Origin of the sequence: Massilia pseudoviolaceinigra (assembly GCF_030846505.1) — a bacterium.
Taxonomy (GTDB): Bacteria; Pseudomonadota; Gammaproteobacteria; order Burkholderiales; family Burkholderiaceae_D; genus Telluria_A; species Telluria_A violaceinigra.
Genome location: NZ_JAVCWL010000004.1, coordinates 141,191 through 160,373, shown reverse-complemented (window position 1 = coordinate 160,373; position 19,183 = coordinate 141,191). Strand labels below are relative to the sequence as shown.

The following is a 19,183-nucleotide window of genomic DNA, read 5'->3' as shown; positions in this document are numbered from 1 at the left end:
GGAACGAAAGGAATACATGCCCGATCTGCTGACGATTCTCACCAATCTCGCCTGGCCCGTTGCGATCTGTCTCGCATGGCTGGCCGGCGAATTCGGCAAGCGCTGGACCGGCCTGCCGCGCATCAGTTTTTACGGCATCGTCGGCTTCGCCCTGGCCAGCACCCAGATCGGCGTGCTGCCGCCATCTGGCGCCGGCCCTGTGCTGGTGATGGCCGATATCGCCTTCGGCCTGATTCTGTTTGAACTGGGCTACCGCATCAACCTGCGCTGGCTGCGCACCAATCCCTGGTTCGGCATGGCCGCGCTGGTCGAAGCGCTGGGCACCTTTGTCGCCGTCTACTTCGTCGCCATGTGGTTCGGCGTCACCACCATGACCGCGCTGATGCTCGCCTCGCTGGCCATGTCCACCTCGCCCGCCACGGTGGTGCGCATCATCAATGAACAGCGCAGCTCCGGCCAGGTTACCGAGCGGGTACTGCACCTGTCAGCGATCAACTGCGTGCTCTCGGTGTTTACGTTTAACGTCATCGTCGGCTTCTGGATCTTTCACAGTTCGTCCGACATCGGCGACGCCACGATCAACAGCCTGGTCGCGCTCCTGATGTCGGGCGTGGTCGGCGCCGTGTTCGGCGTGGTGGTGCCGGCGCTGCTGCGCCACCTGGGCAACCTGGCGCAGGACGCCACGGTGGGTTTCGCACTGGCCGTCATCCTGCTCGTCTCGATCACCTACACCACGCATCTTTCGCCAGTGGTGGCCACGCTCGCCTTCGGCCTGACGGCGCGGCACCGGCGCGTGGCGTTCAGCCAGGCGCAGCGCAACTTCGGCGCGCTCGGCGAGCTGCTCACCGTGCTGTTGTTCGTGTATGCCGCATCGACCCTGGAATGGCGCGAAGTGATCGCCGGCGGTGCGCTGGCCGTGACGGTGGTGATCGTGCGCCTGGCCACCAAGACGCTGGGTGTGACGATATTCTCGCAGCTGTCCGGCATCTCCTGGCGCAAGGGCGCGCTGACGGGCCTCGCGCTGGCGCCCGTATCGGTGTTCGTGATTTTGCTGCTTGAGCATGCGCGTTTGCGCGGCATCGACATACAGGAACTGCGCTCGATGGCCGCGGTGACCATGCTGCTCGAAGTATTCGGCCCCATTATCATCCAGCGCGCCCTGATCTGGGCCCGCGAAACCACGGAGGCCTGAGATGGCGCTTGAACCGTTTGCCACTTCCAAGGCACTGACCTTTGGCGTCGAACTGGAGCTGCAGTTAGTCAGCCTGTCCGACTTCGACCTGACCGCCGCCAGCCCTGACCTGCTGCACCTGCTGGCGCAAAAGCCGTTCCCGGGTAATGTCACGCCCGAAATCGCCGAGAGCATGATCGAGATTAATTCGAGCGTGCACTCGAGCCACCTGCCGCTGCTGGCCGAACTGCTGGAAATCCGCGACATCCTAGTGGCGGCGGGCGACCGCCTCAATATCGGTTTGTGCGGGGGCGGCACGCATCCGTTCCAGCACTGGTCGGAGCAGAAAATCTATGCCAAGCAGCGCTTCCAGGAACTGTCGTCACTGTATGGCTACCTGGCCAAGCAGTTCACGGTATTCGGCCAGCACGTGCACATCGGCTGCGCCTCGGGCGACGATGCGATGTTCTTGCTGCACTCGCTGAACCGGTATATTCCGCACTTTATTGCGCTGTCGGCGTCGTCGCCGTTCGTGCAGGGGCACGACAGCCTGTTCGATTCTGCACGGCTCAACTCCGTGTTTGCGTTTCCGATGAGCGGACGCGCGCCGTTCACATTGAGCTGGGACGAATTTGCGAATGTGTATTTCGCGAAGATGGAAGGCACCGGCATCATCAAGAGCATGAAGGATTTTTACTGGGATGTGCGGCCCAAGCCGGAATACGGGACCATCGAGCTGCGCGTGTGCGACACGCCGCTGACGGTGGAACGGGCGGCGGCGCTGGCCGGGTATCTGCAAGCCTTGTGCCGGCATCTGCTGGAGCGGCGCGAGGAGCCGCCCGTGGAAGATGACTACCTGGTATATAACTTCAACCGCTTCCAGGCATGCCGGTTCGGGCTCGATGGGGCGATTACGCACCCCAAGACCTACGAAACCATGTCGCTGCGCGAAGATATTCTGACGACGCTACGCAAGATGGAGCCGCATGGCGAGGCGCTCGGAAGCCTGGGCGCGCTGCGGCATTTGTCGACGGCGGCGCAGGAGGCCAGCGACGCGACGTATTTACGCCAGCAGTACGAGGAACAGGGAAGCGCGGAGGGGATGGTCAATGCGGCGATCCGGCGCTTCAGGGGGAAGCGTTAGCCATTGCTCCGTCGTCTCCGGCATTGCCGGAACCGACTTCCCGCGCAGGCGGGAACGACGGGGCTAGAGCCGCGTCTCGCGCGCGGCGCGCAGGAATTCATCGAGAATCGGCGTGCAATCCAACAGGTCCTCCCCGCCGGCCCGGTGAAACTCCGGGTGCCACTGCAATCCCATGACAAAATTGGCGCGCTGATAGCGAATCGCTTCGATGATCCCGTCCGGGTCCGACATCGCCTCGACCAGCACATCGCGTCCCAGGTCCTTGACCGCCTGGTGGTGAATCGAATTGACCACCGGCCGGCGCACATCCGGGAACATGCGCCCGAGCGAGGACCCGGACGGAAAAATCACCTTGTGCCGGTGCGCGTCGTAATCGCTGTGCACGTGCGCATGCGCCGCCGGCACGTTGGTCGCCACGTCCTGGTACAAGGTGCCCCCGAACGCCACGTTGATCAGCTGGCACCCGCGGCAAATGCCCAGCACCGGCTTGCCGGCATCGACGAATTCGTGCAGCAGCTCGAGTTCGTACACGTCGCGCGCGCGGTCGCCGCTCCACTCGGGGCGCGTCGGGCTCTCCGAATACGTCTGTGGCGACACGTCGGCGCCGCCCTGCAGCACCAGCCCATCCAGATGGCGCGCATAGTGGCGCAAGGTGATGTTACTCGGATGAAGAAGCCCGTTGGTATTGACCGTCGGGATCATGAACACCAGCACATCGCGCGACATGACCCACTGCGCGATCGACTCTTCCAGATACTGCAGGTTCTTGCTGCGCAGTCCCGTCGACCCGGGCTCCGGATGAAAAATCCGCGCCGATACGCCAATGCGCAGGGTGCGGCGCATGAAATCGCGCCCGATCCGTTCGCGCAGGTTGCGCCAGCGCGAGGCCAGCACGCGGCGCGCCAACGCCAGCGGCGTATCGCTGTCCTTCTGGTAGCGCGGCAGCGCGTCGGCGCGGCGGTCGGGTACGCGCGGTGCATGAACGCCGCCATCCTTGTCCTGTTCGGACTGCGGAACAGGAACAGGATCAGGAACAGCAATAGGTGGCAAGGGCTTGTCGGTATCGGGCATGCCTTAAATATAGCGCTCCCATGCAAGCGCACGATTCAAAGTTGTAACAAAATTGTGACCGCCGCGTAATCAGGGCGGCAGCGACAGCAGCTTTTTGAGCGCCCCTACCAGATGGCGGTCGGCCATCGGCTTGTCGAGCAGCCCGCGTACGCCGGCCGTGCGCGCACGCGCCGTGTCATAGCCGGAAGCCTGGTTCACCAGCAGCACCACGGCGATGCGGTCGGCACGTTCCTGCTGTTTGATCTCGCTGCACAGCGCATACGGATCGATGCCGGGGGTCGAGGTATTGATCATCACCACCGATACCGGCGTCTCCGCGCACAGGCGCACGGCCGCCGCCGCGCTCTCGGTCCACTCCACCGACACCTGGTGCGCCGACAGCAGCCGCGCCACATGGTCGCGCAGCGCGCCGCGCTTGTCGACGATCAGCACCGCGCCGTTGGGCGCGTGGCGCCGCATCTTCACGAAATCGGCCGGATCGGTGGTGTCGAGATCGAGGCGAATGCGGCGGCGCCGCTCGTGCACGGGTGGCGCCTCGGGCGCCAGCATGCCGGTGAGCGCATCGGCGCGTTTGCGCGCCATCTCGGTGAGCAGCTTGAACATCTGGAACATGTCCAGCGGACGCGCCAGCTGCGCGCAGGGAAACTCCATCCCGGCCGAGCCGATCACCAGAGCGGGACGGGTCAGGTCCGGCTGCCACGCCAGCAAGGCGGCCAGCGCGCTCAGATCGTCGCCATTGGCAATGACCAGGTCCGGTTCTTGCAAACTATCGCCCAGCAAGCAAGAATACGATGGCCCGTCGCGCGGGGGATGCGCCAGCGCCGTGCCCAGCTCGGCCCCCTCGCCGGAAGGAAAGCCCAACAGGCGAACACTGAGTAACTGCCTCTTTGATTGCATTTTTTCTAACTTATGGAATGTTTTTATACACACTTCTTGGTGTGCGTACAAATCTAACCACAATCGCCCGGGCTGGCAAGCACATTCATCCAAGTCAATTTATCTCCTTTTCCGTCCGACAAGATAGAATGCGCAGGCATCCGCATAAAGAATTTAGATATGGCCACCAAAAAACCTGCATCCGACTACAGCGAATCCTCCATCCGGGTCCTCAAGGGACTCGAACCCGTCAAACAGCGTCCGGGCATGTACACCCGCACGGAAAATCCGCTGCACATCATCCAGGAAGTGATCGACAACGCCTCCGATGAAGCGCTGGGCGGGCATTGCAAGAACATCGGCGTGACGGTCAATGTGGACGGCTCGATCACGGTCGAAGACGACGGCCGCGGCATCCCGGTCGGCCTGCATCCCGAAGAAAACGTGCCGACGGTGGAAATCGTCTTTACGCGCCTGCACGCGGGCGGCAAGTTCGACAAGGGTTCGGGCGGCGCCTACGCCTTCTCGGGCGGCCTGCACGGGGTCGGCGTATCGGTCACCAATGCGCTCTCCTCGCGCCTGGAAATCACGGTCTGGCGCAAGGAAGACAACGGCAACGGCCTGCACAAGATGACGTTTGCCGACGGCGAAGTGATCGAGCCGCTGACGTCGATCCCGGCGCCGCGCGACGGCAAGAAGAGCGGCACCCGCGTGACCGCCTGGCCGAACCCCAAGTATTTCGACTCGCCCGCGATCTCGCAGGTCGAGCTGCAACGCCTGCTGCGCTCCAAGGCCGTGCTGCTGCCCGGCGTGACAGTGACCCTCACCCTCGCCAAAACCGGCGACGTGACGACCTGGAAGTACGACGAAGGCCTGCGCGGCTACCTCAATGAAATGCTCGCGCAAGGCACCAGCGGCGAGACCCTCATTCCCGTCTTTGAAGGCGCCCAGTACTCGAACGGCGAAACCGACGGCTTTGCCGAAGGCGAAGGCGCGGCCTGGGTGGTGGCATGGACCGAAGAAGGCGCGGTCGTGCGCGAATCCTACGTCAACCTGATTCCCACCTCGAACGGCGGCACCCACGAATCGGGCCTGCGCGACGGCCTGTATGGCGCGGTCAAGAGTTTTGTGGAGATGCACTCGCTGCTGCCGAAAGGCGTGAAGCTGCTGCCGGAAGACGTGTTCGCGCGCGTGTCCTTCGTGCTGTCGGCCAAAGTGCTCGACCCGCAGTTCCAGGGCCAGATCAAGGAACGCCTGAACTCGCGCGATGCGGTGCGGCTGGTATCGACCTTCGCCAAGCCGCCGCTCGAACTGTGGCTCAACCAGCACGTCGAATACGGCCGCAAGCTGGCCGAACTGGTGATCCGCCAGGCCCAGTCGCGCCTGCGTTCGCTGCAAAAAGTCGAAAAGAAAAAGTCGTCCGGCGTGGCAGTGCTGCCAGGCAAGCTGACCGATTGCGAATCGAGCGACATCGCCCGCAACGAACTGTTCCTGGTTGAGGGCGACTCGGCGGGCGGCTCGGCCAAGATGGGGCGCGACAAGGAATTCCAGGCCATCCTGCCCCTGCGCGGCAAGGTGCTCAACTCCTGGGAAACCGACCGCGACCGCCTGTTCGCCAACAATGAAATCCACGACATCGCGGTGGCGATCGGAGTCGACCCGCACAGCGTCGGCGACACGCCCGACCTGTCGGGCCTGCGCTACGGCAAGATCTGCATCCTCTCGGACGCGGACGTGGACGGCTCGCACATCCAGGTACTGCTGCTCACTTTGTTCTTCAAGCACTTCCCGGCCCTGTTCGCGCCCGGCCACATTTGCGTGGCGCGCCCGCCGCTGTACCGGGTCGACGCCCCGGCGCGCGGCAAGAAGCCGATCCAGAAGCTGTACGCGCTCGACGATGGCGAACTGGTGGCGATCCAGGACAAGCTGCTCAAAGAAGGCTTAAAGGAAGGCAGCTGGAGCATTTCGCGCTTCAAGGGCCTCGGTGAGATGAACGCGGAACAACTGTGGGAAACTACGATGAACCCGGACACGCGGCGTTTGCTGCCGGTATCGCTGGGCGACTTCAGCCACGTCGATGCCTCGGCGCGCTTCAACATGCTGATGGGCAAAGGCGAAGCCGCCGCCCGCCGCGCCTGGATCGAAGAACACGGCAACGAAACCGAAGCCGACATCTGATTCAATTTTTTGTGTGTTGAACAACCGCGGACACTGAACCATGATTATCGGAATCGACCTCGGCACCACCAACAGTCTCGTGGCGGTATGGCGCGACGGCAAGGCGCAACTCATCCCCAACGCACTGGGCAGCTTTCTCACGCCTTCCTGCGTCGGCATGGATGACGACGGCACCGTGCTGACCGGCGAAGCGGCGCGCGCGCGCCTGCAGACCCATCCCCACATGACGGCGGCCATGTTCAAGCGCTACATGGGCAGCGAACGCGAAACCCAGCTCGGGGCGCGCAAGTTCCGCCCCGAGGAGCTGTCGTCGATGGTGCTGCGCGCGCTCAAGGAAGACGCCGAAGTCTGGCTCGGCGAAAAGGTCGAGGAAGCCATCATCACCGTGCCCGCCTACTTCAGCGACGCCCAGCGCAAGGCGACCCGGGTGGCCGGCCAGCTGGCCGGGCTGCGCGTCGAGCGCCTGCTCAACGAACCGACCGCCGCGGCGCTGGCCTACGGCATCCAGGATACCAAGCGCGAAACCAAATTCCTCGTCTTCGACCTGGGCGGCGGCACCTTCGACGTCTCCATCCTCGAACTGTTCGAAGGCGTGATGGAAGTGCGCGCGACCGCCGGCGACAATTTCCTCGGCGGCGAAGATTTCGTCAGTGTGCTGGTGGACGCCTTCCTCTCGCGCAGCGGCATGGCCAAGGCCATGGACGGCACCGAGCTGACCGGCACCCAGCGCCAGCGCCTGCGCGCGGAAGCCGAACGCGCCAAGCGCGCCCTGTCGGACAGCTTGAGCACGCGCATGGCCTACCAGTTGGGCGGCCAGGAATACAGCTGGGAGCTGACCGAGGACTTGTTCGTGCTGCTGTGCGACCACCTGATCGCCCGCCTGCGCACCCCGGTCGAACGCGCACTGCGCGACGCCACCATCAAGGCCTCCGAACTCGATACGGTGGTGCTGGCCGGCGGCGCCACCCGCATGCCGCTGGTGCGCAAGCTGGCCGCGCGCATGTTCGGGCGCTTCCCGTCGATCAGTCTCGATCCCGATCAGGCGATCGCCCTCGGCGCGGCGGTGCAGGCGGGCCTGATGGCGCGCGATGCCGCCCTGTCCGAAGTGGTGATGACCGACGTGGCGCCCTACTCGCTCGGCATTTCGGTGGCGCGCGAAATCGGCCCGAACAAATACGAAGGCGGCCACTACCTGCCGATCATCGAGCGCAATTCGACGGTGCCGGTATCGCGCGTGGAAAATATCACCACCATCAACGACTACCAGAAGGAACTGGTGGTGCACGTGTACCAGGGCGAGTCGCGCAGGGTGTCGGATAACGTTTTCCTCGGCAAGCTCAATTTCCCGATCGAGTCGAAACGGGCCGGCGAAGTAAGCGCCGACGTGCGCTTCACCTACGATATCAGCGGCGTGCTGGAAGCGGAGATCACGGTGCTGCCGACCCAGGAAAAGCATACCCTGGTCATCACCGAGAACGCCGGCGTGATGACCCAGGCCGAAGTGGCAAAGCGCCTGGCCGAATTGAGCGAACTGAAAATCCACCCGCGCGACAAGATCGAAAACCGCACCCTGGTGGCGCAGGCCGACCGCCTCTACGAGCAATTGCTGGGCCACGAGCGCGAATACCTGGCGCAGCACATCGCAGCCTTCACGGCGGTACTGAACTCGCAGCAGCCATCGGCCATGCGGCGCGCGCACGAGACGCTGACCCAGGTCATGCGTGAGCTGGGCGGGAGTTCCTTCCTATGAACGTCTGGAGCGTGCTGGGAATGAAAGCCAGCCGCGACGAGCGCGCCATCAAGCGTGCCTACGCGGCCAAGCTGAAAGTGACCCGTCCGGAAGACGATCCGGTCGCCTTCCAGCTGCTCAACGACGCCTATCAGGCCGCGCTGCAGCTGGCGCGCCAGGCGCATGACATGGACTGGCCGGACGAGGAAGCGGCTCCGCGCGAGCAGGAGCGCAGGCAAGAGCCGGAGCAAGAGCAGCCGGTCTACATGGCGGCCTACGAATTCGATCCGGAGCCGGCGCGGACGCAAACCCAGGAGGAAGCGCCAATCTACACCGCCTTCTATGAATTCGATCCGTCGCTGCCGCAGCCCGAACCCAAGCAATATCGCCTGCCGCCGGCCTTGCCAGTCCCCATTCCCGGGACCGGCCCCGAGTCGCCCGTGATGGAAGCGCGCCGCATCTGGGCCGCATTCCTGACGCGCGCGCACCAGAACACGCGCGAGCGGCTCGAACAGCTGTTCGCCGGCGAGGAGCTGCTCAATATCGAGGTGCGCGACTGCTTCGAGGAGTGCGCGGTCCAGTACTGCGCCGGCGAAGGCTGCGAGGATGACTTCCGCGAAGCGATGGCCGGGCACTTCGGCTGGGCCGACGATGCCAGCTTCATGGGCCGCCAGATGCCCGACGAAACCGGCATGATGCTGGCACGCCTGCGCGCCCAGCGCTCGTACGCGCACTTTTGCCAGCTGGCCCTGGAGGACGAGGTGGTGCGGGCGCTGCTCGACGGCGACCCGCGCGGCGTCATCGGCAGGTATCCCGATGCCGCGTTCACGCAGCGTATGCGCGAACTGCTTGAGCATGTCCACTGCTACCATGGCGAGATGCTCGACCTCAGGCTCGATGCCGATATCGTCGAACGATGGGAAGCCGTCGTCCACGGCAGGGGATGGTCGCGCTGAGCACCGCCTCTGCAGCGCGCGGGATCAACCGTCGCGCCCCAAACAAACACACTCAATTTTCATAAGCACCTACGTACATGTCCTCACAATCGAATCTGTTTGATCCACCTCCACCGCCGCCGCCGCCGGAAGACGGCGAAACGCTGACGCTGTCGACCTTCGCCGAGCGCGCCTATCTCGATTACGCCGTGTCGGTCGTCAAGGGCCGCGCCCTGCCCGACGTGTGCGACGGCCAGAAGCCGGTGCAGCGCCGCATTTTGTACCGCATGAATGAACTGGGACTGAGCGCGACCGCCAAGCCAAGCAAGTCGGCCGCCGTGGTCGGCGACGTCATGGGAAAACTGCACCCGCACGGCGACCAGTCGATTTACGACGCGCTGGTGCGCATGGCGCAGGACTTCTCACTGCGCTATCCGCTGATCGACGGCCAGGGTAACTTCGGCTCGCGCGACGGCGACGGCGCGGCGGCGATGCGCTACACGGAAGCGCGCCTGACGCCCATCGGCAAGCTGCTGCTCGAAGAAATCGATGAAGGCACGGTCGACTTCCAGCCCAACTACGACGGCGAACACGCCGAACCGAAAGCCCTGCCGGCGCGCCTGCCGATGGTGCTGTTGAACGGCGCCTCCGGCATCGCGGTCGGCCTGGCCACCGAAATCGCCTCGCACAACCTGTCCGAAGTGGCACGCGCCACCGTGGCCATGATCCGCAATCCCAAGATCACCCACGCCGAACTGATGACGCTCATTCCGGGGCCGGATTTCCCGGGCGGCGGCCAGATCATCACGCCGCCGGCGCAGATCTCCGACATGTACGCCAGCGGACGCGGATCGATGAAGGTGCGCGCGCGCTGGAAGATCGAAGAACTGGCGCGCGGCCAGTGGCAGGCGGTGGTGTCGGAACTGCCGCCGGGAGTGTCGTCGCAGAAGGTGCTCGAAGAGATCGAGGAGCTGACCAATCCCAAGATCAAGCTGGGAAAAAAGGCGCTCTCGCCCGAGCAGCTGGCCCTCAAGCAGACCATTCTGGGCTCGCTCGATACGATTCGCGACGAATCGGGCCGCATCGCCCCGGTGCGCCTGGTGTTCGAGCCGAAATCGAAGAACCAGGATCAGACCGAATTCATGCTGATGCTGCTGGCGCATACCTCGCTTGAGTCGTCCAGTTCGATCAACCTGGTGATGATCGGCGGCGACGGGCGGCCGCGCCAGAAGGGGCTGACCGAAATCCTGCAGGAATGGATCGATTTCCGCTTCGTGACGGTGCGCCGCCGTACCGATTTCAGGCTGGGCAAGGTCAACGACCGCATTCACATTCTCGAAGGACGCGAAGCGGTCCTGCTCAATATCGACAAGGTGATCCAGATCATCCGCAATTCGGACGAGCCGAAGGCCGCGCTGATCGCCGAATTCCGCCTCTCCGACATCCAGGCCGAAGACATCCTGGAACTGCGCCTGCGCCAGCTGGCGCGCCTGGAGACGATCAAGATCCAGCAGGCTTTGGCAGAACTGCGCAAGGAAGAAGGCAGCCTGCGCGACATCCTCGACAACCCGTCGACGATGAAGCGCCTGATCATCCGCGAGATCGAAGGCGACGCCAAGCAGTTCGGCGATGCGCGCCGCACGCTGATCGAAGAAGCGCAGCGCGCCACCGCCGAGCAAAAGATCGTCGACGAGCCGGTCACGGTGATCGTGTCCGAAAAAGGCTGGGTGCGCGCGCGTACCGGCGTGGGCCACGACGTGGCGCAGTTCACCTTCAAGGCGGGCGACTCGCTGTATGCGGCGTTCGAGTGCCGCACCACCGACACCCTGCTCGGCTTCGGCGACAACGGCAAGGTGTATTCGGTGCCGGTGGCGGCGCTGCCGGGGGCGCGCGGAGATGGCGTGCCGATTACCACGCTGGTCGACCTGTCGGGCGGCGCGCGCATCCTGCATTATTTCGCGGGCAGTGGGCAGACCGTGCTCTTGATGGCGTCGAACGCGGGATACGGTTTCGCGGCCAAGGCGGGCGACATGGTCAGCCGCCTCAAGGGCGGCAAGTCCTTCATCACGCTTGACGACGGCGCGCAGCCGCTGCCGCCGCGCGTGATCGCGGCCAATGCCAGCGCGGTGGCCTGCCTGACCGAAAAAGGCAAGCTGCTGGTGTTCGGCATGGATGAACTCAAGACGCTGACCAACGGCGGACGTGGCGTGACCCTGATCGAGCTGGAAGACAAGGAAAAGCTGCTGGCGGTGCAGCCGATTTCGCAAAAAGGCGTCACCGTGCACGGGACCTGGGCGGGCGAGAAGCCGCGCGTGGTCGATTTGTCGGCGTCGGGCCTGGCGGTCCACTTCGGCAAGCGCGCACGCAAGGGCAAGGCGCTGGTGGCCAGGATCAAGGTGATTACGCTCACGCCGATCGGCTGATTCGCGGCGTTCCTGCCACTGGCAGGAACGCTTCGCGGGGCGGCTAAAAACAAAAACGGGGTAAGTGTTGCTTAACCGGGGTCTGACCCCGATTGAGCAATACTTACCCCGTTTTCACATCCATCACCCTGCAAGCAGGGTAATGCGATAATTACTTGGTAGCAGCTTTTTTAACGTCCGAAGCGGCTTCAACTTTAGCTTCGTGGGTTTTAGCAGCAGCGGTCGCTTTGTCGGCGCCAGCTTCTACAGCAGCTTTTTCAGCTTTTTCGTCGGCCTTGATCATTTTTTTCTCGGCTTTCAGATTGGCTTTACCGACTTTTTTCTCGGCCTTGGCTTCGGCTTTCATTTTGTCTTCCGGATCAGCCTTGGCAACGTCAGTGCTCGCTTCAGCGTGCTCTTTCACTGCTTTCGAGTGCGCTTTGGTTTTTTTCTCGGTAGCGTCGGCGGCTGCCTTGGTGGCTTTTTCGTCGGCTTTGGCGACTGCTTTGGCTTCCTTGGCTTCGGCTTTGGCGATGTCCTTGTTGGCGCTGGCTTCAGCTTTGACAACCGCTGGGGTAGCGGCTGGAGTTTGTGCGTAAACCGAAGTAGCGAACAGGCCGGCGATCAGGGTAACGAGTAATTTGTTCATGGTGTGTACCTTTAGAAGAGTGGTTGGGGTTTCTTATCCGTGGACGTTTGGGACCGAAGTCCGTTCGCCATCTATCGTTCTCAACTTTATATTTCGTCAAGGAACGGTGTCCAGAATATGTCTTACGAGACACGTGGTCTGTTCGTTAGCGCACGCAGTTTGAAGCTACCCAAAAGCAACTTACAACTAGGCGAACTGAGCATAAAAATGCCCGGATCGCCCGCCGTTGCAGGCGCTACGCCTATTTCCCCGCCCCCTTCTTTGCATACAAATCAATGATGGTGGTGATGCCGTCGTTACAGACGTTACAGAATCTTTCACTTCGATCGAACATCAAACACTGCATTTCCGGCCGATAGTAGCCGCTCGCCTCGTAATTGGCCCCCTCGAAGGCGCCCACGTCGTGCCGGTGCGCGGCCTTGGCGAACAGAGTATTGGTGTGCGTCAAGTCTTCGCGGAACAGCGCGCTCATCTCGGATTCGGGCCGGTTGGCGGCGCGCAGGGCGGCGCGCCGCTTCTGGTAGGCGCGCGCATATTCTTCGTATTGCGCCTTGGGCCAGGCGGTCGGCAGCGGCGTGCCGGCCTTGACGCGGCGCTGCCATTTCAGCTTGGCCGGGTCGCGCAGCGCGGTCACATTCGGCTCCCACGGCTCCATCCGCCCCGCGCTCGACTGGTACGCCACGGGCGAGGTGTAGTACTCGTCGGCCAGGCCGGCAAAGTGGTGGCCGAATTCGTGCACGAACAGGTAATTGGCCCAGTCGTTGCCGGCCGCCGCGGTGCTGAACTGGCCAAAGATGCCGCCGCCGCCGTAGGTATCGTTATTGACCAGGATTTCAATGAACTCGTACGGCGCATGCTGGGCGATGTCGCGCAGCGCGCGGTTATCCAGCGTGAGCACGTAACGCTCGCTGCCGAAAATATCGTAGCGCGTGCCCAGCGCCGATGCATGGTGCACGCCGGTCGACGGACGCGACACGCCGGTAGCAAAGGTCGGCACCGCAATGGCCCACACATTGAAATCGCCCGCGCGCTCCTTGAACGGCGAGACGGTAAACAGGTGATCGGCCAGGCGGCGCGCGTCGGCCTCGAATTTTTTCATCTCGCCGGCGGTGTAGCCGTCGCCCATGACCAGCAGGTCGACCTTGGCCGGCGACGCTCCGCTGACGCGGATAGGAATCGGCTTGGCGGGCGCCGGCGCCTGTTTGCGCACCACGTCCGGCGCGTCCGGGTCGACCTCGACGCTCCATGCGACCGAAAACTGATTGCGCTCGTCGCGCTTGAGCACCCGCACCCGCACCGGTTTGCCGAAGGCGGGAAAGCGCACCGATTCCTGGAAGCCGCGGCTGATGCGGTTTGCTTCCTCGGTGGTGCGCCATTCGCCGAAAATGGTCGAGAAGCCGCGCGAATAGAGCAGGTCGCCGGTCTTGGCGTCGACCACTTCGACCATGTTCTGCCCACGGTTGGTGGTGTCGACGTTTTGCGACAGGTCCCCGGGCCACGGCAGCGGTTCGATCACCACCCGTTCCAGCGCATACTGGTCTGACAGGGCATTGCCGCTGTGCTGATAGTCGACGCGGACGGTGGCGGGCGGCTGGGCGTGGGCGTGGGCGGCGGCGGCCAGCGCCAGCAGGCCGGCAACGCGGCGTATGAAACGGACGGGGGACAGCGGCATGGCGGTTTCCTTGCAAGCGTGGATCGTGCTGCATTGTAAACCCGCACTGTTGGGCGTTAAAGAGCTTAATCGGCATAGCGTTTCTGGCGCGCGCGGCGCCGTGGTAGCATGGCGCTTCCTTTGGAATCCCAGCGACGATGTACACAACGATTGAAAGCCAGGCTGAATCACTGATCCGCGACACCGGCGCGCGCCTCACCAAGCCGCGCTCGCGCGTGCTGGCGTATCTGCTGGCGCAGAACAAGCCCCTGACCCACCACGAGATCCAGGAAGGCCTGGCCGGCGCGGCGCTCGATTCGGTCACCTTGTACCGGGTGCTCGAATGGCTGACCGAGCACGAACTGGTGCACCGCATCGCCGGCGCCGACCAGGTGTGGCGCTTCAACGCGGGCGCGGGCCAGCACGGACACCAGCACGCGCACTTCCAGTGCACCCGCTGCGAAATGGTGACCTGCTTCACCGACATCGCCCTGCCCGCCCAGATCACTCTTCCGGACGGCTTTACCAGCGCCCAGGTCGACTTCCTGATCAAGGGCATTTGCCAGGTCTGTAACGCAAAAAAGTAAGGACCCGTGCCGCAGCGGCCACGCGGTTAACGCAACCCTATTGCATTAAAGAGGCATTCGACCTATTATAGCAACTCAGTTGCATTAAACCCTCCGCCTTGTCCGGCCCTTCCACGCCTGAAGAAATCCCACGCATGCACATCAAAACCGCCACCGCCGCCCTCCTTGCCAGTCTCGCGCCGCTGGCCGCCATCGCCGCGCCGGCGCCCACCGACACGGTGGTGATCGGCGGCCAGCGCGAACACTATCGCAGCCTGTCGGCCACCGGCGCGACCAAGACCGATGCCCAGCTCAAGGACCTGCCGCAAAGCGTGCGCGTGCTCACCAGCGAAGTGCTGCGCGACGCCGGCGTGAGCACGCTGGCCGGTGCGCTCGACCTGGCCAGCGGCATTTCGCGCCAGAGTGACCTGGGCGGTCTGTGGGACAGCTACGCCATGCGCGGCTTCACGGGCGACCCCAATTTCGGCTCCGACTTCCTGGTCAACGGCTTCAGTTCGAGCCGTGGCTACAACGGCCTGCGCGACACCGCCAGCACGCAGTCGATCGAAGTGCTCAAAGGCCCGTCCGCCGCCCTGTACGGGCGCGGCGAACCGGGAGGCACGGTCAACATCGTCACCAAAAAGCCGCGTTTCGTCCAGGAGCGCAGCATCAGCGCAGCGGTCGGCAGCTTCAACACCTACCGCAGCGCGCTCGACGTCACCGGTCCCGTGAGCGACACGCTGGCCTACCGCGTCAACGCCGCCTGGCAGCAAGGCGAGAGTTTCCGCGACACCGCCCGGCGCGACACGCTGCTGCTGTCGCCATCGTTCGTCTGGCTGGCGGGCGAGCACACCACGCTCTCCTACGAGATCGAAGCGACCCGGCAAAAAGCCCCGTTCGACCGCGGCGTGCCTGCGGTGAACGGCAAGCTCGGTGCGGTTCCCGTATCGCGCTTTCTGGGCGAGCCTGGCGATGGGCAGGTCAGCGTCAAGTCGCTGGGGCACCAGCTGTTCGTGCAGCACGTCCTGAACGACGACTGGTCGCTGCAATCGGGCCTGTCGTACCGCGACAGCGAACTGGCCGGTTTTTCGACGGAGGCCAACAACCTGCTGGCCGACGGGGCTACCTTGCGCCGCCAGCGCCGTCACCGCGATTTTTCAGCCACCGACACCTCCGGCCGCATCGAACTGCTCGGAAAACTGAGCACCGGCGGCTTGCGCCACAGTGTACTGTTCGGCGTCGACGCCTACCGCTTCGACGACCGCCGCGTGCAGCTGCGCCGCAATCCGTCAGCCGCCAATCCATACGCGATCGATATCTTCCAGCCGGTCTACGGCGGCGTGGCCGATCCGCTGACGCTGTCGATCGATACGCTGGAGCGCCAGCGCTCGCACGGCTTCTACGCGCAGGACCAGATTGACCTGGGCAGCCAGTGGAAAGCCCTGCTGGGCATTCGCTACGACAGCGCCGATCAAACCGTCACCAACAACCGCCTCAAGACGAGCAGTGCGCAAAGCCTGCACGCCAGCAGTCCGCGCGCGGGCCTGGTGTACCAGCCGGCCAAAACGTTGTCTCTGTACGCGACCGCGGCGCGCGCCTACCGCCCAAACAGCGGCATCAGCATCGACAACCGCGCTTTTGAAGCGGAAAAGAGCCTGTCCTATGAAGTGGGCGCGAAATTCGACGCCCTGGACGGAAAACTGAGCAGCACCGTGGCGCTGTACAAGATCGACAAGAAGAACGTCCTCACGACCAACCCCGCCAACGCCGACTTTGCGATCCCCGCCGGGGAAGTCGGCAGCCGCGGCCTGGAACTGGACGTGGCCGGCGCCGTGGCACGCGACCTGCAGCTCTCGGCCGCCTACGCCTGGACCGACGCCACCGTCACCAGGGGCGACAAGACCATCCGCACCGGCAGCCGCTTTCCGAACGTGGCGCGCCACAGCGCCAACCTGCTGCTGGTGTCGAGCTTCAAGCTGGGCGAGGCCAAGGCCAGTGTAGGGGGCGGCGCCAGCTACGTGGGCAAGCGCATGGGCGACGTGGCCGCGTCGAGCAGCTTCGAGCTGCCCGCCTACAGCACCGTCAAGCTGGTGGCGGCCTACGCGCCGGACCGCAAGCTGCGCATCGCGCTCAATATCGACAACCTGTTTAACAAGACCTGGTATGCCAGTTCGTACAGCCAGATGTGGGTAGCGCCGGGCACCGAACGCGCCGCCACGCTGACGGCCAGCTACAGCTTCTGAGGCACAGCATGACCGCCATGACCGCCAGCGCAGCCGTGCCGTCCAGGCGCATCGCCGCCATCGATGCGATGCGCGGTTTGATCATCCTGATCATGACGCTCGACCACGCGCGCGAAACCTTCTTTTTGCACCGCCAGGTCAGCGACCCGATGGACCTGGCCACTACCGAGCCGTCGCTGTTTTTCAGCCGCCTGGCGGCGCATTTCTGCGCGCCGATGTTCGTGTTCCTCACCGGCCTGTCGGCCTGGCTGTACGCCAATCCGCCCTCCGGGCCGCGCAGCCCGCGCGGCTTTTTGCTCAAGCGCGGCCTGTTCCTGATCGTGCTGGAACTGGTGTTCGTCAGTTTTGCGTGGTCGGGCCGCTTTCCCCCGCCGGTGCTGTACTTGCAGGTGATCTGGGTGATCGGCCTGTCGATGATCGCGCTGGCCCTGCTGCACAAGCTGCCGCTGCGCTGGCTGGCACTGCTCGGCGCCCTGATCGTGGCCGGCCACAATGCCTTGTCCTTCCCCGGACTGGAACTGGGAAGCCTGGCGCACGCTGCATGGACGGTGCTGGAGCAGCGCGGCTTCCTGGTGACCGAGGGCGCCACCCGCGTCAAGATCAGCTATCCGCTGCTGGCGTGGATCGGCGTGATCTTGCTCGGCTACGCGGCCGGCCCGCTGTTCTCGACAACGGTGCAGCCGCCGGCGCGGCGCCGTATCCTGCTGCTCGCGGGCGCGTCCTGTCTGCTGCTGCTTGCGCTGATGCGCGGCTTTAACATCTACGGCGAGGCGCTGCCGTGGACCGTGCAGGCAGACCTGCTGCACACAAGCATGTCGTTCCTGAACCTGACCAAATATCCGCCTTCGTTCAACTTCCTGTTGATGACGCTCGGCGTGGGGATGCTGGCACTGGCATGGATGGAAGTGGCCAATGAGCGCGTGGCGGCCTTCTGCGCCACCTTCGGCGCGGCGCCCTTGTTCTACTACCTGGCGCACCTGTACCTGCTGCTCGCGCTGCGCGGCCTGATGGCCGCCTTGTCGAACGGCGAGGCGCACCAGGCGGGCGGAATCGGGGAAGTATGGCTTTGGTCGGTGGCCGTGATCGCGGCACTGTACTACCCGTGCCGCTGGTTCGGGCACTACAAGCGCACCAGCGGCCGGGCGTGGGTGCGCTACCTGTAGCGGCTTACTTGTACTGGTACAGCGGCTGGCGGATCAGGATCGGCAGCACGTCGAGGCGGATGTTGAAGACCGAATAGGTATCCGAGATGGCCGACATGTAACCGATGCTGTCCTTGGTGCGGCTGAAGCGGAACTCGAAGCCCAGTTCCGGCTGCAGGTCGCGCGGGCTGCCGAGGGTCAGGCCGATGGCGTCGGTCTGGTCGCTGTCGATCAGGCGGTGCATCAGGTCCACCACCGTCGTGTTACCAAGAATATCGGCAAAGAACAGCGGGCCGCGATAGTAAGGCTTGGCCGAATCGAGCTTGTTGGCCAGCTTCTCGCGCGAGGGCGTAAATACTCCGCTCAACAGGTTGAAGCGGTCGCCGTTATCGAGGTAACTCAGTTTGGCGTTACTCACGTTGAAGTCGCCCGGCGTGAAGGTGGCGCCGTTCAAATCGATCACCAGAGCGCCCTTGTAGCCGAGGACCTCGACATCGCGGTTGCCGTGAATGATCATCGAGGTATTCTCGTCGATCCCCAGTCCCATCTTGTAGCCCTTGGCCAGCATGGCCGGCAGCATGCGCCCGAAGCGGCCGCGTACCAGCAAGTGCTGGTCCACGAAAACGTCCTTGCCGATGAAGCCCAGGCCCGGCGACAGTTCCATGCCGTCGGCCACGCCGCGCTTGAGGGTCGACAGCACCGAACTGGCATCGTAGAACATGGTGTCGCTCATGATCGCCGCGCCCGCGCTGGTACCGGCGATGACACCGCCGTTGCGGTACATGGCCCACAGCGCGTCGAGCATGCGGGTGCTGCTGCCGTCCTTCTTGCGCAGCGCTTCGGTGATGCGGGCCTGGTTGCCGCCGACGAAGTAGGCGCCATCCGCATGGCGCACCGCAGCGGCCAGCACCGGGTCGTTGGCCGCGACCCGGTAGTCGACGCCTTCGAGCTTGACGGCGACGGGGACGAAAAAGGCGTCGGCACCGTAGGAATTGAGTACTTCGACGTTGTTCTTGCCTGCGACATCCGGGCTGGCCGAGGCCGAGCCGAAGACGGCGATGCGCGCACCCGGACCGCCCGCCAGTTCGACGATGCGCTTCCAGACCGCCGCGTTCTCGCCGCGCAGCGCGCCGCCGATGATCACGAGCGAGCCTTTCGGTCCGCCCGGCGGCACGCTCGGCGCCGGCGCGGCCACTGCCTGCACCTGAGCTGCCGCCAGCAGAATGAGGAACAGGAACTGTAGGTATCGGCGGGCCAGGGTCAGCATCGGTGGTTCTTCCTTTATTCGGTAGGTCGGGCTGCGGGTGCGCGAGGCAGCGGCGCAGCCGATGTTATGTACAAGCAAGATGATACCCCGCTCAGAAATAATATGTCGTATTCCAGAAATGCGCCCTGGCGCATATTCGCAAACTACGCCCGCCGGGGC

At 64.1% G+C, this 19,183-nt stretch carries 14 protein-coding genes; 9 read left to right on the top strand and 5 right to left on the bottom strand.

What is annotated here, in order from left to right:
* The first annotated feature begins 16 nt into the window (after nucleotides 1–16).
* Both RBA40_RS05600 and RBA40_RS05595 read left to right on the top strand, forming a co-directional pair.
* Entirely contained in the window at nucleotides 17–1,192 is a 1,176-nt protein-coding gene (locus tag RBA40_RS05600; RefSeq protein WP_306646625.1) for a cation:proton antiporter, read from the top strand.
* A gap of 1 nt (nucleotide 1,193) precedes the next feature.
* Nucleotides 1,194–2,315, top strand: coding sequence for a YbdK family carboxylate-amine ligase (locus tag RBA40_RS05595; RefSeq protein ID WP_306646623.1), 1,122 nt, complete (start codon nucleotides 1,194–1,196; stop codon nucleotides 2,313–2,315).
* Between the two features lie 63 nt (nucleotides 2,316–2,378).
* Here the strand turns inward: RBA40_RS05595 and RBA40_RS05590 are convergent, their stop codons facing one another.
* Nucleotides 2,379–3,386 carry a gamma-glutamyl-gamma-aminobutyrate hydrolase family protein gene (locus tag RBA40_RS05590; protein ID WP_306646621.1) on the bottom strand — a complete coding sequence of 336 codons (1,008 nt, stop codon included), beginning with the start codon at nucleotides 3,384–3,386 and terminating at the stop codon, nucleotides 2,379–2,381.
* 69 nt (nucleotides 3,387–3,455) lie between these two features.
* Entirely contained in the window at nucleotides 3,456–4,247 is a 792-nt protein-coding gene (locus tag RBA40_RS05585) for a response regulator (RefSeq protein ID WP_306646619.1), read from the bottom strand.
* 195 nt (nucleotides 4,248–4,442) lie between these two features.
* Here RBA40_RS05585 and RBA40_RS05580 point away from each other — a divergent pair, with 195 nt between their 5' ends.
* From RBA40_RS05580 to parC, 4 genes are all read left to right on the top strand, one after another.
* Complete coding sequence (locus RBA40_RS05580; RefSeq protein WP_306646617.1) at nucleotides 4,443–6,440, top strand: DNA topoisomerase IV subunit B; 1,998 nt, start codon at nucleotides 4,443–4,445, stop codon at nucleotides 6,438–6,440.
* A 40-nt stretch (nucleotides 6,441–6,480) separates the two neighbouring features.
* The gene (locus RBA40_RS05575) at nucleotides 6,481–8,190 is read left to right on the top strand and encodes a molecular chaperone HscC (protein WP_306646615.1); all 1,710 of its coding nucleotides are present in this window, start codon (nucleotides 6,481–6,483) and stop codon (nucleotides 8,188–8,190) included.
* Entirely contained in the window at nucleotides 8,187–9,125 is a 939-nt protein-coding gene (locus tag RBA40_RS05570; RefSeq protein WP_306646613.1) for a J domain-containing protein, read from the top strand. The genes RBA40_RS05575 and RBA40_RS05570 overlap by 4 nt, the downstream gene beginning before the upstream one ends.
* Before the next feature lie 77 nt (nucleotides 9,126–9,202).
* On the top strand, nucleotides 9,203–11,527 hold the full coding sequence (gene parC, locus RBA40_RS05565) for a DNA topoisomerase IV subunit A (RefSeq protein WP_306646611.1): 2,325 nt from the start codon (nucleotides 9,203–9,205) through the stop codon (nucleotides 11,525–11,527).
* Between the two features lie 151 nt (nucleotides 11,528–11,678).
* Here parC and RBA40_RS05560 read toward each other — a convergent pair whose 3' ends face one another.
* The gene (locus tag RBA40_RS05560; protein ID WP_306646609.1) at nucleotides 11,679–12,155 is read right to left on the bottom strand and encodes a hypothetical protein; all 477 of its coding nucleotides are present in this window, start codon (nucleotides 12,153–12,155) and stop codon (nucleotides 11,679–11,681) included.
* 241 nt (nucleotides 12,156–12,396) lie between these two features.
* Nucleotides 12,397–13,827: an IgA Peptidase M64 gene (locus RBA40_RS05555; RefSeq protein WP_306646607.1), complete on the bottom strand. Its 1,431-nt coding sequence runs from the start codon at nucleotides 13,825–13,827 to the stop codon at nucleotides 12,397–12,399.
* A gap of 137 nt (nucleotides 13,828–13,964) precedes the next feature.
* Here RBA40_RS05555 and RBA40_RS05550 point away from each other — a divergent pair, with 137 nt between their 5' ends.
* The 3 genes from RBA40_RS05550 (at nucleotide 13,965) to RBA40_RS05540 (ending at nucleotide 17,778) form a co-directional block, all read left to right on the top strand.
* Nucleotides 13,965–14,393 carry a Fur family transcriptional regulator gene (locus RBA40_RS05550; protein ID WP_306621605.1) on the top strand — a complete coding sequence of 143 codons (429 nt, stop codon included), beginning with the start codon at nucleotides 13,965–13,967 and terminating at the stop codon, nucleotides 14,391–14,393.
* Between the two features lie 134 nt (nucleotides 14,394–14,527).
* Nucleotides 14,528–16,615, top strand: coding sequence for a TonB-dependent siderophore receptor (locus RBA40_RS05545; RefSeq protein ID WP_306646605.1), 2,088 nt, complete (start codon nucleotides 14,528–14,530; stop codon nucleotides 16,613–16,615).
* 8 nt (nucleotides 16,616–16,623) lie between these two features.
* Nucleotides 16,624–17,778 carry an acetyltransferase domain-containing protein gene (locus tag RBA40_RS05540; RefSeq protein WP_306646604.1) on the top strand — a complete coding sequence of 385 codons (1,155 nt, stop codon included), beginning with the start codon at nucleotides 16,624–16,626 and terminating at the stop codon, nucleotides 17,776–17,778.
* A 4-nt stretch (nucleotides 17,779–17,782) separates the two neighbouring features.
* Here RBA40_RS05540 and RBA40_RS05535 read toward each other — a convergent pair whose 3' ends face one another.
* Entirely contained in the window at nucleotides 17,783–19,102 is a 1,320-nt protein-coding gene (locus tag RBA40_RS05535) for a cyanophycinase (protein WP_306646602.1), read from the bottom strand.
* Between the last annotated feature and the right edge of the window lie 81 nt (nucleotides 19,103–19,183).